Annotated in this window: 13 protein-coding genes; 7 read left to right on the forward strand and 6 right to left on the reverse strand. The window is 59.3% G+C overall.

Annotated elements, in window-relative coordinates; translation table 11 throughout:
- Positions 1–148 precede the first annotated feature (148 nt).
- Positions 149–1132, forward strand: coding sequence for a dicarboxylate transporter/tellurite-resistance protein TehA (tehA, locus tag I6I94_RS08900; protein WP_128088068.1), 984 nt, complete (start codon positions 149–151; stop codon positions 1130–1132).
- An 81-nt stretch (positions 1133–1213) separates the two neighbouring features.
- A complete protein-coding gene (locus I6I94_RS08905) occupies positions 1214–2341 on the forward strand; it encodes an ABC transporter ATP-binding protein (RefSeq protein WP_128088067.1) in 1128 nt (375 codons plus the stop codon).
- 58 nt (positions 2342–2399) lie between these two features.
- On the opposite strand, the gene I6I94_RS08910 is transcribed toward I6I94_RS08905, so the two are convergent.
- Positions 2400–2636 carry a hypothetical protein gene (locus tag I6I94_RS08910; protein WP_131588802.1) on the reverse strand — a complete coding sequence of 79 codons (237 nt, stop codon included), beginning with the start codon at positions 2634–2636 and terminating at the stop codon, positions 2400–2402.
- 48 nt (positions 2637–2684) lie between these two features.
- Here I6I94_RS08910 and rplJ point away from each other — a divergent pair, with 48 nt between their 5' ends.
- The 5 genes from rplJ (at position 2685) to I6I94_RS08935 (ending at position 8854) form a co-directional block, all read left to right on the forward strand.
- Positions 2685–3212 carry a 50S ribosomal protein L10 gene (rplJ, locus tag I6I94_RS08915; RefSeq protein ID WP_006887692.1) on the forward strand — a complete coding sequence of 176 codons (528 nt, stop codon included), beginning with the start codon at positions 2685–2687 and terminating at the stop codon, positions 3210–3212.
- Between the two features lie 115 nt (positions 3213–3327).
- Positions 3328–3705, forward strand: coding sequence for a 50S ribosomal protein L7/L12 (gene rplL / locus I6I94_RS08920; protein WP_004005325.1), 378 nt, complete (start codon positions 3328–3330; stop codon positions 3703–3705).
- A 305-nt stretch (positions 3706–4010) separates the two neighbouring features.
- Positions 4011–5702, forward strand: a complete 1692-nt coding sequence (locus tag I6I94_RS08925; RefSeq protein WP_236588853.1) for a glycoside hydrolase family 32 protein — start codon at positions 4011–4013, stop codon at positions 5700–5702.
- Between the two features lie 282 nt (positions 5703–5984).
- Positions 5985–7994, forward strand: coding sequence for a sucrose-specific PTS transporter subunit IIBC (locus I6I94_RS08930; RefSeq protein WP_201620632.1), 2010 nt, complete (start codon positions 5985–5987; stop codon positions 7992–7994).
- 197 nt (positions 7995–8191) lie between these two features.
- Positions 8192–8854 (forward strand): GNAT family N-acetyltransferase, encoded by a 663-nt coding sequence (locus tag I6I94_RS08935; RefSeq protein ID WP_128088066.1) that lies wholly within the window; start codon positions 8192–8194, stop codon positions 8852–8854.
- A gap of 28 nt (positions 8855–8882) precedes the next feature.
- Here I6I94_RS08935 and I6I94_RS08940 read toward each other — a convergent pair whose 3' ends face one another.
- The 5 genes from I6I94_RS08940 to moaA form a co-directional block, all read right to left on the reverse strand.
- Positions 8883–9938 (reverse strand): LacI family DNA-binding transcriptional regulator, encoded by a 1056-nt coding sequence (locus I6I94_RS08940; RefSeq protein WP_201620633.1) that lies wholly within the window; start codon positions 9936–9938, stop codon positions 8883–8885.
- Positions 9939–10092: 154 nt separating this feature from the next.
- Positions 10093–11319 (reverse strand): molybdopterin molybdotransferase MoeA, encoded by a 1227-nt coding sequence (locus I6I94_RS08945; RefSeq protein WP_126500418.1) that lies wholly within the window; start codon positions 11317–11319, stop codon positions 10093–10095.
- 59 nt (positions 11320–11378) lie between these two features.
- Positions 11379–11996, reverse strand: a complete 618-nt coding sequence (mobA, locus tag I6I94_RS08950; protein WP_128088065.1) for a molybdenum cofactor guanylyltransferase — start codon at positions 11994–11996, stop codon at positions 11379–11381.
- 181 nt (positions 11997–12177) lie between these two features.
- Complete coding sequence (locus tag I6I94_RS08955; RefSeq protein ID WP_128088064.1) at positions 12178–12444, reverse strand: MoaD/ThiS family protein; 267 nt, start codon at positions 12442–12444, stop codon at positions 12178–12180.
- Between the two features lie 3 nt (positions 12445–12447).
- On the reverse strand, positions 12448–13656 hold the full coding sequence (gene moaA / locus I6I94_RS08960; protein WP_128088063.1) for a GTP 3',8-cyclase MoaA: 1209 nt from the start codon (positions 13654–13656) through the stop codon (positions 12448–12450).

Below are 13656 nucleotides of genomic sequence, written 5' to 3' on the forward strand. Positions count from 1 at the left end.
CCCCAGAGCCGCCTGAGCACCTGCGCGGGAATAAAGCGGGAAAACTTCTACTTATATACCCCGGCAGCTACACAAGCCAGACCCATACGAGGCGATACCTCAGGTGAGAGCGCCGCCGTATACTGTGCATATACTTCGGGAGGATTACATGAGTACCGCCGCCGCACAACCCGTACCTTTGGGCACGCCCACCACCACAAAACCGTTCCCTATTCCAACGAGCTACTTTTCGGTGGCGCTGGGAACGAGTGCGCTGGGGCTGTCGTGGCGGTACGGTGCCACCGCACACCTGGTACCGTCCTGGGTAGGGGAGAGCATACTGGCGCTCGCCTCAGCAACCTGGCTGGTGCTGATCACGGCATTTGCCGTCAAACTTATAACCCGTCGCGATGCGCTCCAGAACGAACTTCGCGACCTCGTGATGTGCTGCTTCCTGGCGCTGGTTCCGGTCACCACCATCGAAATCGGGATATCCGCACGCCCCTATGCGGCCCCGCTTGGGTATTCGCTGATTCTTATCGGTGTGCTGGGACAGCTGGCATTTTCGATGTACCGCACCGCCGGGCTTTGGCGTGGAACGCATACAGTGGCGGCGACAACCCCGGTCATCTACCTACCAACGGTGGCCGCGAACTTTGCCTCCGCGTCCGGGTTAGGGGCGTTGGGGCACCACGACTGGGCGATGCTGTTCTTCGGTATGGGTCTTCTCTCGTGGTTTAGCGTGGAGGCTGCAATCCTGGGCCGCCTGCGCACCAAACCTGCGTTGGATCCTGCGGTACGCGGCATTATAGGGGTTCAGCTGGCCCCTCCGTTTGTGGGCGGTAACGCCTATCTGGCGGCTAACGGCGGACACGTGGACTGGGTTTTCCTGGCGCTCACGGGTTACGGGGTGCTTCAGCTGCTGTTCCTGCTTCGCTTAGTGCCGTGGATTCTCAAAGCGGGGTACACTATGAGCCTGTGGGGATTCTCCTTCGGGCTGGGCGCTATGGCGGGTGCCGGAATGCACCTGGTCGCGGTTTCTCAGCTCGTGCAGCTTGGCTGGGCGCTGTGGATTCTTGGCACCGCACTGATCGCGGTGCTTTGGCTCGGGATGCTGGTGCTGGCGATACGCGGCAAGCTTTTAGTGCGGTAGCTTCATCGAACACAGAGCCTCAGGAACGTGTGGGCTGTGGCGCTGCTTTTCGGGTAGAACGCCGGAGGTCATAATAGAAACATGACAACTCAAGGTTCAACACCTCAGCCTTCCTCAACGACGACTCACGGCGGGCTTCAGATTCGTGGTGTCGCGAAGAGTTTTGGGGCGGATACTCACGTTCTGCGTGAGATCGACCTTGAGGTGGAACCGGGCGAAATGGTGTCACTGGTGGGCGCATCCGGAACCGGTAAATCTACGCTTTTGCGCATTATTGCCGGGCTTGAGGAAGCCAATGCCGGACGCATTACCTATGCGGGTCAGCCGCTGAACGCCGGGCAGGTAGGGTTCGTTTTTCAGCACCCGATTCTGTACCCGCACCTGTCGGTTCGCAAGAATATTCTTTTTCCAACTACGCTGCGCGGTTACCGCCAAAAGGTCGATAAAAATTACTATACGGATCTTATGGATGCGCTCCAGATTGGCGAGCTTCAGCACCGCAAACCCCAGGAACTCTCAGGCGGGCAGGCGCAGCGTGTGGGTATTGCGCGCGCCCTCATCCGCAAAGCACCTGTGGTTCTTTTCGATGAGCCGCTGGCGAGTGTTGATGAGGAACTGAGCGCAAGTATTCGGGCGGATATTGCGCGTCTGCACGCTGAATACAGGTTCACGGGGCTGTACGTGACGCATGATCAGAATGAGGCGCTGCAGCTTGGGCAGCGCGTGGCGGTCATGGATGCCGGGTACCTGGTGCAGGTTGATACTCCCGAGCATCTGTTGGCAAATCCGCATACGCTGCAGGCGGCGCGGCTGACAGCATCGCCAGCTCTGAACGAGCTGACTCTCACGGAGGGGCAGCATCTTCCTGCTGGGGCTTCGCTCTATGTGCGTGCAACCTCGCTGCGGCGCATAGAGAACATTGCTGAGCACCCCACGGAGAATACGATACCGGTGCAGGTTCGGAGTGTACTCCCGCAGGTGGGTGGCACACTCTACCGTGCTGTAACGCAGGCAGAGGTGACTGTATATGCCGCGTCGCATGACGGTTCGGCGCGAGTTCCTCTGCAGGTTCCCAGTGGACAGCCCCTCGAATTTTTTGAGCCGGATGCGCTCGCCCTGCCCGTCCTGACATCGGGGGAACGGGTACAGGTGCAGGTTCCCCCGCATCGCTGTTTTATCTTTGCCGACGGCACGCGGCACTATCTGTAAGATGAAGTTCTACACCGCAGAGTTGGTTTCCTGCGAGGGGAAACTTGCTTTTGCCGGTTTAACCTGTCATGATGATTAGACCAAAGACCGCCGGTCTAGTGTTTTGCTGTGCATTTTTCGGTGAATAGCCGTAAGCTGCCAGTGTTATTAGCACTGATAAGAGCAGATTCCCGTTCCAGGGATTCGCCGCCCGCGCAGGTGATGAAGAAGTGAATAGAAAACCTCCCTCAACTCTAAAAGGGACTTTTCTATATGCCTCGAAGCCCTGCGCATCGGGGCATTTTTTAGTGCTCACGATTGTGCTCTACCGGCGACCTTACAAGAATCGGAAGAAGGAACTACCATGGCGACTCAGGAAAAGATCGCTGCAGTATCCGAGCTGAAAGAACTCTTCGAAGCTTCGAATGCAGTGATCCTGACCGAATACCGCGGTCTTACTGTGACTCAGCTCAAGGAGCTGCGTCGTGCACTCGGTGCAGAGACCGAATACGCCGTGGTGAAGAACACGCTCGCTGCTATTGCGGCGAAAGAAGTTGGCATCGACGCGTTCGACGGCCAGCTTCACGGCCCCAGCGCGCTGGCATTCATCAAGGGCGACCTGATCGATGCTGCCAAGGGCCTGCGTGACTTTGCCAAGGCAAACCCCCAGCTCATCGTCAAGAGCGGCTTCTATGAAGGCGCCGCACTGACCGAAGCTGATGTGAAGCGCTACGCTGACCTCGAATCCCGCGAGGTTCTGCTGTCCAAGGTTGCTGGTGGCGCGAAGGCAGCTATTGCCCGTGTTGCTCAGGCTGTGGACGCCCTGCGCGTGAAGCTGGAAGAGCAGGAAGGTGGCGCACCCGCCGCCGAGGAGGCAGCGGACGAGGCATAAGCCGCACCGCACTCACCGCGTGAAAACGCACCCAAAACTTTAGCCCACCCGCCGGGTGCGGCACTCAAATCTAAAACGCGGGTACATCCCGCACCTGATAGTGAAGGAGCCACACATGGCTAAGCTGTCCATCGAAGAACTCATTGCAGCTTTCAAAGAGCTCTCCCTCGTAGAGGTTTCCGAGTTCGTTAAGGCATTCGAGGAAGAGTTCGACGTTACCGCTGCAGCTCCCGTTGCAGTTGTAGCAGGCGGCGCTGGCGGCGGCGACGCTGCTGAAGAGAAGTCCGAATTCGACGTGATCCTCGAATCCGCTGGCGACAAGAAGATCGCCGTGATTAAGGAAGTTCGTGCCCTGACCTCCCTCGGCCTGAAGGAAGCAAAGGACCTCGTTGACGGCGCACCCAAGCCGATCCTCGAAGGCGCTTCCAAGGAAGACGCTGAGAAGGCTAAGGAGCAGCTTGAGGGCGCAGGCGCAACCGTTACCCTCAAGTAATCGACTTCTTCTCGATTCTTACCCCACCCGCCGGATGAGCTCCCTGACGGAGCCCGCCCGGCGGGTGGTTTTTTGTCTCTAAACCCTACAGGAAGACAGCTCGCGAGGAAACAGCTTTTCGGCACCTCAACAGCAGGGGCCGGTGTCAAGATCCGAAGATACGAAGAAGGTGCATCCTGTATGATGAGAAACGCCCGGTAAAACCCGGCAGCAGTATCCAAAGCAGCCGCCAGGCACCCGAGAAAGCCCCCGCGAGGGCGCATGAATATCTCACGCCACTGTAAGCACGAACCCACAGAATGAGCATGACTAAACAGAATAGACCCATACTAGACACAGACGACGTGCAGCCGGTCGATGAGAGCCCCACCACCCCGTGGTCCTCTTTCGGGAAGATCACGCTCGAACCTCTGCCGGAGAACACCGCACCCTCTCAAACCGCCGCCAAGCCGGTTACGCTGGCACCCCTCGCCCCGTACCTGCAGCGGGATTTAGCGGCCGAAGACCATCAGACCGTGGCCGCCTTCGGGGAATCCGTGCGCAGCGACCGGGACTACCCGAAACTGCATCTTGCCCCTCCAGTAGGGCGCCTGAACGACCCGAACGGGCTGGTATACGACGGGCGGCACTACCACGCTTTCTACCAGTACTCGCCGCTGCACCCAGAGCGCATTGTCTACTGGCGGCACGCCATAAGCGACGACCTCACTTACTGGGAGGACGCAGGTACCGCCCTAGTACCAAACACGCGCTACGATTCGCACGGCTGCTACTCGGGCTCCTGCATCCGAGTGCCCGGCGGTTTTGAGTTCTTTTACACCGGCAACGTGAAAGACTCCCGCAATAACCGCGAAACCTACCAGATACTGGCCACCGCGGGGGAAGACGCACACCCCACCCGGCAGCTGCCTCCGCTGCTTGAGGGCCCGCATGAGGGCTATACGGCGCACTACCGCGACCCGTACGTATTTGAGCGGGACGGCCAATGGTGGATGGTCATTGGTGCCCAGAAAGACGGCAAAAAGAAGAAGCACCGCACCGGTACCGTAGTCGTGTACACTTCGGCAGACCGCCGCAGCTGGGATTTTAAAGGCGAACTTGACTTCACCGACCCCACCGTTGAGGGGTGCTACATGTACGAATGCCCGTCTCTGCTGCAGCTGCGGGATGAGGCGACGGGCACCCTGCGGGACGTGCTGATTTTCAGCCCCCAGGGGCTGAGCCCCGAGGGGGAGAAGTACCAGAATATCTACCAGTCAGGGTACATTGTGGGCGAGCTTGACCCGCAGACCCTGCGGTTTGAGGTGCACACCCCGTTCACGGAGCTGGATGCCGGGTTCGAGTTCTACGCCCCGCAGACCGTGCACGGTACCGGCACCAGCGCACATGATGATGCCCCGCACCCGCAGACTGTGATGATCGGCTGGTTGGGTAACGCCGAGCAGGACGACCACCCTTCGTGGGCGCACCGTTGGGTGCACATGTTCACCTACCCGCGTGAGCTGCACCTGCGGGAAGGAAAAATCTACCAAACCCCAGTGCCGCATCTTGACCGGGTGCTGCCGCTTGAGCCGACGGTTGTTGACGCGGTGAAAGGTAAAGTTCCGGTGCTCAAAGACGCGGGTACCTGGCGGCTTCACGGCACCGTTGATGTTTCGGATGGTCCGGTAAAAATCCGGGTGAAAGATGCGCATGGTACGGCGTTGCGCATCACGATCGCGGAGGATTTTGCGCAGCTGGACCGTTCGGGCACCCGATACACTGAGGGCGGCACTTTACGCCGCCGTGCCCTTACCCCGAACACTGAGCGCGAGTTTGAGTTGCTGGTGGATGCCTCATCCACCGAACTGTTCGTGGGCGGTGCTGTGAACGGGCAGGACGGGGCTGGCTCATACGAGCAGGTATTCTCGGCCCGCACCTACTTCTCGGGCAGCAAACGTCGTGTGCGTATGGGCGGTAACGGCGAGGTACTGAAACTGAGCTACGCAGTGCTGTAGTTTCACTTGCGGCCCGCTCCCTTAACAGGGCTCCTGCCAGGTGTCGCGGTAAGGCAAGAGCTAAACATGTGGGCTGCAAGAAGCCTGTACGGGGCAGAAGCCGTGCCTGGCAGCACAAAAATTATGTGGTGCAGGGCGCGGTTTTTCGTGCCTGCTAACCTGCCGTTCACGTATGCTGTAAGTAAATGCAGTCAGCGTACAGGGGCGTTCTACGCACCAATATGTCAAACGTTTGACATATCTGCTGGAAGGCCCCGTCCGCCCAAACTCAAGGAGAAGAACGTGGACCACAAATCAGTGGCAGAGCGCGTGCTGCAGGATGTCGGAGGCGTGGGCAACATCCGCGCGGCGGCTCACTGTGCAACTCGTCTGCGCCTGGTCTTGAAGAACCAGGATTCCGTTGATCAAAGTGCTATTGACAATGACGAAGACCTTAAAGGCAGTTTCCTGAATGCCGGACAGTTCCAGATTATTGTGGGCCCCGGCGATGTTAACGAAGTCTTTAAGCATATGGTGGCATCGGGTGCCCCCGAGGTCAGCAAAGATGATCTGAAATCTATTGCGGCAAATCAGGGAAATATCTTCTCCCGCTTCATCAAAACCATTGCCGATATTTTTATCCCCCTGATCCCGGTGCTGGTCGGCGGCGGTATGCTGATGGCGCTTGATAACGTCCTTCGCGCCAAGAACATCTTTGGGCCAAAGCCCCTGATTGAAATGTATCCCGCCTGGGAAGGCTTCGCAGATATTGTGAATCTGCTTTCGGCGGCGCCTTTCGCTTTCCTGCCCGTGCTCGTGGGATACTCTGCAACTAAGGTCTTTGGAGGCAACCCTTACCTTGGTTTAACGATGGGTGCGGCTATGGTCTCACCCGCGCTGATGAACGGGTATAAGGTTGCGGCATCGCTCGCCCACACTGAGGGTGCAGACCCCATGAAGTACTGGGATCTTTTCGGTCTTCAGGTGCAGCAGGCGGGTTACCAGGGAACCGTGCTTCCTATCTTGCTGGTTTCCTTTATCCTTGCGAATATCGAGAAATTCTTCCATAAGATTCTCAAGGGCACAATCGACTTTATTTTCACCCCCACCCTGACCCTGCTCATTACCGGCTTTGTTACCTTCCTGTTGGTGGGACCGCCTATGTTCCAGCTGGGTACCTGGTTGGGCGAAGGCGTGAACTGGCTATACACTGCCGCTGGTCCCATCGGCGGGCTGATCTTTGGTGTGCTCTACGCGCCCATCGTAATAACCGGTCTGCACCAGTCCTTCCCGCCCATCGAAACCTCGCTCTGGGCAAGCGGTGGTTCCTTTATTTTCGTGATTGCCTCGATCTCCAATGTTGCCCAAGGCGCAGCAGCGGCAGGTGTCGCGCTGACGACCAAGAACAAGAAGATCAAGGGCGTGGCCTCGGCTTCGGCTCCTTCGGCATTTTTGGGTATTACCGAACCCGCACTTTTCGGTGTGAACCTGGTATTGCGTTGGCCTTTCTATATCGCGATAGCTTCGGCTGGTATCGGCGGAGCGCTCTCAGCAATTTTGGGTGTGAAAGCATCAGCCCTTGGTGCTGCCGGTTACCTGGGTATCCCTTCCGTGAATCCTCAGGCTGGAGCCGGTTGGCTTGGTTTCATTGTCTGCTTGCTGATGACGACCGCTCTTGCCTTCGCCGCCTCATACGTCTGGGGCCTGAAGGTGGCACGCGGTGAGGCTTCCTCACCGGATGCTGCAGAACCCGCCACTGCTGGCGAAACCAAGGCCGAGACCGCCGTTGCGGCCCCTAAGACTCCCGAGGTTGAAGGTGAGAAAGCTGAACTGGCCGCGCACCTGAGCGGTACCGTGGTACCGCTGGCTGAGGTGAGCGACCAGAGCTTTGCATCTGGTGCGCTTGGCTCTGGAAACGCGATTGAACCGACTCAAGGCACCCTAGTGGCTCCCGCTGATGGCAAGATCACCGTGGCATTCCCCACCGGGCACGCCTACGGTATGCGCACCGAGGACGGGCTGGATCTGCTGATGCACATCGGTTTCGACACTGTCGAGCTGGATGGTAAACACTTCACCCCCAAAGTTGCTAAAGGTGATGTGGTCAAGCGTGGGGATGTGCTCGCCGAATTCGATATTGACGCCATTAAGAAGGCTGGGTACCCGGTTACCACTCCGCTGGTGGTTACCAATGCCAAAAAAGCTGTGGCCCTCATGGCGGATGCTGCCGGTGCTGGTACAACCGTGACCGCCGGGAAAGACACCCTCGCGGATGTCACTCTCAAAACGAAGGCGACGACCACCCAGGCTTAATATTTTCCGGAATATCCTGCCTGTACGAGGCGGATGAAGCGGTGGCCTGCCCCGTATAACAGGGGATAGGCCGCCGCTTTGCTGCAAACCGTAAAGTCAAGGATAAGTGGCGTATATCATATTTGCACTTTGACCGTGTAAAGGCCTTCGTTAGCATCGAAAAGAGATGTAATCACCAACACACAGGGGGATATACCATGCCACCCGAACCGTACACGATTCGTGAAGCCCGCCCCGAAGAACTCCCGGAACTCCTCGATGTGCTCGTTGAAGCGTTCACCCCAGACCCGTTTATGCGCGTACTTTTAGGAGAGGAACCCCAGCCCGAGAAGATCCGCGGGCTCTTCGAGCTTCAGCTCAAAAGCCTCTACATCCCACGCGGATTCATTGATGTTGCGGTCGATAGCGACGGCGCAATCCTCGGAACCGCCCAGTGGATGCCTCCCGAAGGCCAGCAAGGAACCCTGAAACTGGAGCTGCGTGACGGGCCGAAGTACCTCAAAATACTCGGGGCCCGTGCCCTGCGGCACGTGATCGCCACCGACATCTACATTCGCAAACACCGTCCTGCCTTCGACCACTGGTACCTGCACACTATCGGTGTGCGCGCTACCGCCCAAGGGCGTGGGGTTGGCTCGGCACTGCTAGAACACGGCATCACCCGGTTTAATGGAACCGCCGCATATCTTGAGGCATCCACCCCGCGCAGCGCCACACTCTACACCCGCCACGGTTTCGTACCCATCGGCACCTATAAGGGAACCAGCCCGGCAGCAGGGATGCTCTACCCCGCCACCATTGACGGGGTGCAGTACGACCCGCATTCAGCCGCTGCAAACGGCCTCTTATCGGCGGCATAGCGAGGAAGTAGCGAGGTCTGGTGTTCCGCTAAGAGGAGGCGGTAATGGCCCTGAGGGTACCGCCTTCGTGCAGGTGCACTGGGAAAACATCAGCCGTGGAACCCTGTTGCTTCTTATCGCTTTTATGAGGCGATGGTGTATCGTCGGGGTGGCCCTGTCTGCCCGATTCGATCGTCTGAAGCAGCCGCTGCACTGCACGCGCGGCGATCTGCTCAATCGGCTGCACCACAGTTGCAAGATCCGGGATAAGTGCGCGTACTGTCTCGGTGCCGTCAAACCCCACCACCTGAAAATCCTGGGGGACACACAGGTTACGGGTGCGCGCCCAGTTCAGCGTCATCGCCGCATACGTATCGTTCGAGGCGAAGACAGCGTCAACACGCTCGCCTGTGGTGCTCTCCTTAAGATAACGTTCGATAAGTTCACGTTTGCGGGGCAGGGGAGTGCGGAACCCTAACTCAAGCACCTGAGGGGTCATTCCTGCGGCAGTTACCGCGTCCCGGTAGCCCGCCAGGCGAAGGTTCTGCTCGCTCACGGTTGAGGTGATATGCAGAATGTTTCCTGCTCCGGTGGCGACCAGATGCTCAACCGCCATGCGTGCACCCGCATAGTTATCCGCACGAATATTGGGGTACTTCTGCGTACCTGGGCGGTCTACTGTCACCAGCGGCGCCTGCACATGCGGCAGGTTCGCCACCACCTGCGAATGCGCACCGGTAATAATTCCATCCACCTGGTTCGATAGCAGCATCTCAAAATACTGTTCCTCCAGGTCTGGGTGGTCGTCACTATTACATAGAATCACCCGGTACCCGGCGTCCGCTAAAAATGACTCAATCCGGTACACCATCTCCGCATAAAACGGATTAGCAACAGTTGGGAAAACCAGCCCGACTATACGGGAACGCTGACCTTTAAGGCTGCGGGCAATAGCGTTAGGGCGGTACCCCAGCTCCCGCATTGCATCGTATACTTTTTCACGAGTTCTCTGGCTCAGGTAGCCTCTATTGTTCAGGACTCGCGACACTGTGGTGGGAGAAACCCCTGCGCGTGCGGCCACATCGCCGAGTTTAGGCTTTGACACGGGTAAGTCTCCTTTGCAGTATACGTATGCAATCTTAACCGTAAAGGTTATTGTACACTTGATCCTCCGAGAGAACACCGGGTGTTCGGCTTATTCTGCGCCCATAAAAGCACAGTGTGCTGCGGCGGAAAAGAAGGGGATGTAGCGGCCCTCCCTAAAACACCGGCAGCAGCGGCACACGATCACCCGCCGTATGCCCGCTGGCATCCGCTACCAGCAGGTGGGTGGCCTTCGACAGCCCAGAAAGCATATAGGATGCACGCCTGGGAAGCGGATGCGCCCGGCATTCACGGACTAGGGCCGGAATGAGCCGCTGCTGGGAGCTGGCGGTGAGCGCGGGAATGTCCTGGGCAATTTCAGCGGTATCAAGAGGCGGCAGCGGCAGCCCCCGCATACCCGCCAGCAGCGGCGGCAGGTAAGAGTACAAGGCCGTGTACGCTGCCAGCGGGTTACCCGGCAACCCCAGCACAATACGCCCGTCAGCTAAGCGGGCGGCGAGCGCCGGGTGCCCGGGGCGCACCTGCACTGACTCGAACAGGTAAGTTGCCTGAGCCTCGGCGAGGGTTTTACGCACCATATCCACCCCGGAGGTGCTGGAGCCGCCCGTAAAAATCAGCACCTGCGCGTGTGATGTGTTCAAAAAAGTGGTGAAATCATGCCCCGTATCGGCCAGACGGGCCGAAGGCAGCGCGGCGCACCCCTGAGTTGCGAGAGTTGCCTCTAGGAAGCCGCCGAAAGCATCCCGCACCTGCCCGGCCTCTGGCACACCGATAGTAATAACCTCGTTCCCGGTAAACGCGCAGCGGGCGGTAACGGGCGCTAAGACGGGGATTTCGTCGAAGCCGTTCATCCCCAAAAATGCGGCAAGGCGGGCGGTAATGAGCGTGCCGCGCTCAACCAGCAGCCTGCCTGCGGGCAGCTCGGACCCGGTGCGGCGGATATCGGCGCCATTGGCCGGGGGGATATGCCCGGAAGCCATTGTCACGGTGGTGATACCTCCTACCGTGTTCAGTGTGGTGTGTTCTTCCCGCACAATAGCCTGCGCCCCGCGGGGCAGCAGCCCGCCGGTGAGGATGGGGGTGGCCTGCCCCGGCTCAATCGCCACTGTCAGGCGGTGAATATTAACGCGCTCGTCGTCGGGATATTCGGGGGTGACAAGCAGCCAGGGCGGGGTGCCGGATACGGCGTACCCGTCCATTGCTGAGGAATCATAGTGGGGTACGTCCATAAGTGAGTACACATCATCGGCTGTGTAACGCCCGATGGCGGCTTTGGGAGGCAGGGTCTCAACATCGGTACCCGCCGTGCACGTGAGCCCGGCGGCGTGCAGGTTCTTACGTGCCTGCTCCCAGGCAACGGCGGGAGGATGGTGGTGCGGCATGGGCGGGTACCTCAGTTTCTTGCGGGGTGGTTCGGATGCGGTGCGCGGTTATGGAGTTTCTAGTAGCTGCTCCACTGTGGGGAGTCGAAGCCTAGCGCCCGCGCCTGCTCCCAGGTGTCCACGTCGGCGGTGTGGGCGGGGCTGAGCTCTACCTCTTGGGGGTGCAACTGCTTGAGGAACGAGCGCACGGAGGCGTTAGTGCTCCCCGCCGAAAAAACCTGCCGCAGCGGCGCATAACGGTATATCCCAACCAGAGGCTGGTAGACGCCGTCACAGACGCCCCAGAAACCGGTTTCGTGCCCGGCGGCGGCCCCCGCATGCTCGGCAAGCAAACTTACCGCCGGGGCGATATTGGGGGTGTCTACCCCCAGGATGATGCACCAGGTAGGGGCCGGGCGGCCGATCCCTGAATAGTGCTGGGCCAGCTTTTCGGCTCCGGCGTGGATAGCGGCAGCTGGCCCGGAATACGGCGGGTCTTCACGGGTGAGGAGTACATCGTTGGGCACCGGCAGGGTTTCGGGGCCTACAACCACGCAGGCATCGGCTTGAGAAACCGCCAGGAGGGCCCGGTCGAGGAGGGTGTGCGTGCCGTTTGAGAGGCCAGCTTTGGGGGTGTTTCCCAGGCGGGAAGATTTTCCTCCGGCAACAATAATGGCGCAGAAACCCGGTGTGTGCATACGTAACCCCTCATTGTGTGGTTCGGTAAGCCGCAATGGCTACAGTAAGTGTACCGGCGCGGTGTGCGCTTGTGAATATTGTGGCATCCCTGCTGCTGCCGTACAGAACGCTTTAGTTAATAGTTGAGTGCCCTTAATAGGAACCTGCAGGTGGCGCCTGAGGCGGGATGGAGGACCCGGTTTAGCCGCCCGCGAAGGGGGGAAGCACATCCACGCGGGTTTCTTCGGTGAGAGCCGCCTCGTGCTCTGAACGCACCCCGTCGAGCAGGAATGAGCACTGCTGCATTACCTGCGCTAACGTCAGCCCGGAGGCGGTGGTGCCCGTGTAACGGTCTCCCAGCTCCTGAACGAGCGCCCCGAGGGTGGGGGAGACGAGGTCGCTGAGCGTAATGTTCACCTGATCCACGCCAGCTGCCGCGCATGCGGCCGCATAAAACCTGACAATCACTGCTTACCCCCCGATCGCGCTCATAGAGCGGCTTGCCTGAGCGAACTCTTCAATATCGAAATCGGCGTCTTCCTTGCCGTGGGCGCGCGGCTTAAACCACATACCCTCACGCCAGCGCAGCGCCAGCTCTTTATCGGATGCCCCCGAACGCAGCAGCTGCAGCAGATCGGTCTCGGAATCCGAAAACAGGCAGGAACGGATTTTACCGTCGGCGGTGAGCCGTGTGCGGGTGCACGCCCCGCAGAATGATTCGGTGACCGAGGCTATAATACCTACCCGCCCCAGGGATGCTGTGCCGTCAGCGGGTACCCCGTCGGTGAGGGCGGTGCCGTGCGGGTACACCTCCCACAGGGCGGCGGGGGAGTCACCGCGTTCTTCAGATACCGGCCCGAGCGTGAACTCATCGGCGAGCATGGCGCGTATCTGCGCCGCGGTAATAGTGCCTTCACGCGTCCACCGGTTATCGGCGTCCAGGGGCATCTGCTCAATGAACCGCAGCTGGTAGCCGCCCGCTAGGGCCCACTTCAGCAGCTGCGGGGCCTGCGTATCGTTTAGCCCGGGCATGAGCACCGCGTTAATCTTAATCGGGTGCAGCCCGGCCGCCGCTGCACCATCAATGCCACGCAGTACGGCGTCGAGCTTATCGCGGCGGGTCAGCTCAGCGAACGTTTCTGGGCAGATCGTGTCAAGGGAGACATTGATGCGGGCCAGCCCGGCTTTTGCCAGCGTCTTGGCGCGTTTTTCCAGCCCGATGCCGTTCGTCGTGATCGCAAGAGGCACCTGCGGGTGCATGGCGTGAATCAGCCCAATAATATCCACCAGGTCGGCGCGAACCAGCGGTTCACCGCCGGTGAACCGGATCTCCTCAACACCGAGCTCACGGATCGCGATATCGGCTAATCGTGCAATCTCGTCGGCGGTGAGCAGATCGTTCTTGGGAAGCCACTGCAGCCCTTCGGCTGGCATGCAATAAATGCAACGAAGATTACATTTATCTGTCAAAGAAATACGCAGGTCGGTGGCGATACGACCCCAGCGGTCTAAGAGCGGACCGCTGTTCTTAATATTCGCCGGTTTACGCCGCTTAATATCCGGGGCCTGGATTTTTTGAGGCGTCACAAAACCGGCTGTCTCACCCTCAGCAGAAGCTAAGGTGTGTAACACGGGGCCAGCGATTAGCTGAGACCGGCCCGAACCGGGTGTGTAAGCCAT

The sequence above is a fragment of the Rothia aeria genome (assembly GCF_016726365.1).
In the GTDB taxonomy this organism is placed as follows: Bacteria; Actinomycetota; Actinomycetes; order Actinomycetales; family Micrococcaceae; genus Rothia; species Rothia aeria.

Excerpts from the sequence above, each read along its gene's own strand:
- mobA (WP_128088065.1), bottom strand. The coding sequence starts at position 11,996 with ATGCACACACCGGGTTTCTGCGCCATTATTGTTGCCGGAGGAAAATCT.
- I6I94_RS08935 (WP_128088066.1), top strand. The coding sequence starts at position 8,192 with ATGCCACCCGAACCGTACACGATTCGTGAAGCCCGCCCCGAAGAACTC.
- rplL (WP_004005325.1), top strand. The coding sequence starts at position 3,328 with ATGGCTAAGCTGTCCATCGAAGAACTCATTGCAGCTTTCAAAGAGCTC.
- tehA (WP_128088068.1), top strand. The coding sequence starts at position 149 with ATGAGTACCGCCGCCGCACAACCCGTACCTTTGGGCACGCCCACCACC.
- I6I94_RS08945 (WP_126500418.1), bottom strand. The coding sequence starts at position 11,319 with ATGCCGCACCACCATCCTCCCGCCGTTGCCTGGGAGCAGGCACGTAAG.
- moaA (WP_128088063.1), bottom strand. The coding sequence starts at position 13,656 with ATGGCTTACACACCCGGTTCGGGCCGGTCTCAGCTAATCGCTGGCCCC.
- rplJ (WP_006887692.1), top strand. The coding sequence starts at position 2,685 with ATGGCGACTCAGGAAAAGATCGCTGCAGTATCCGAGCTGAAAGAACTC.
- I6I94_RS08925 (WP_236588853.1), top strand. The coding sequence starts at position 4,011 with ATGACTAAACAGAATAGACCCATACTAGACACAGACGACGTGCAGCCG.
- I6I94_RS08905 (WP_128088067.1), top strand. The coding sequence starts at position 1,214 with ATGACAACTCAAGGTTCAACACCTCAGCCTTCCTCAACGACGACTCAC.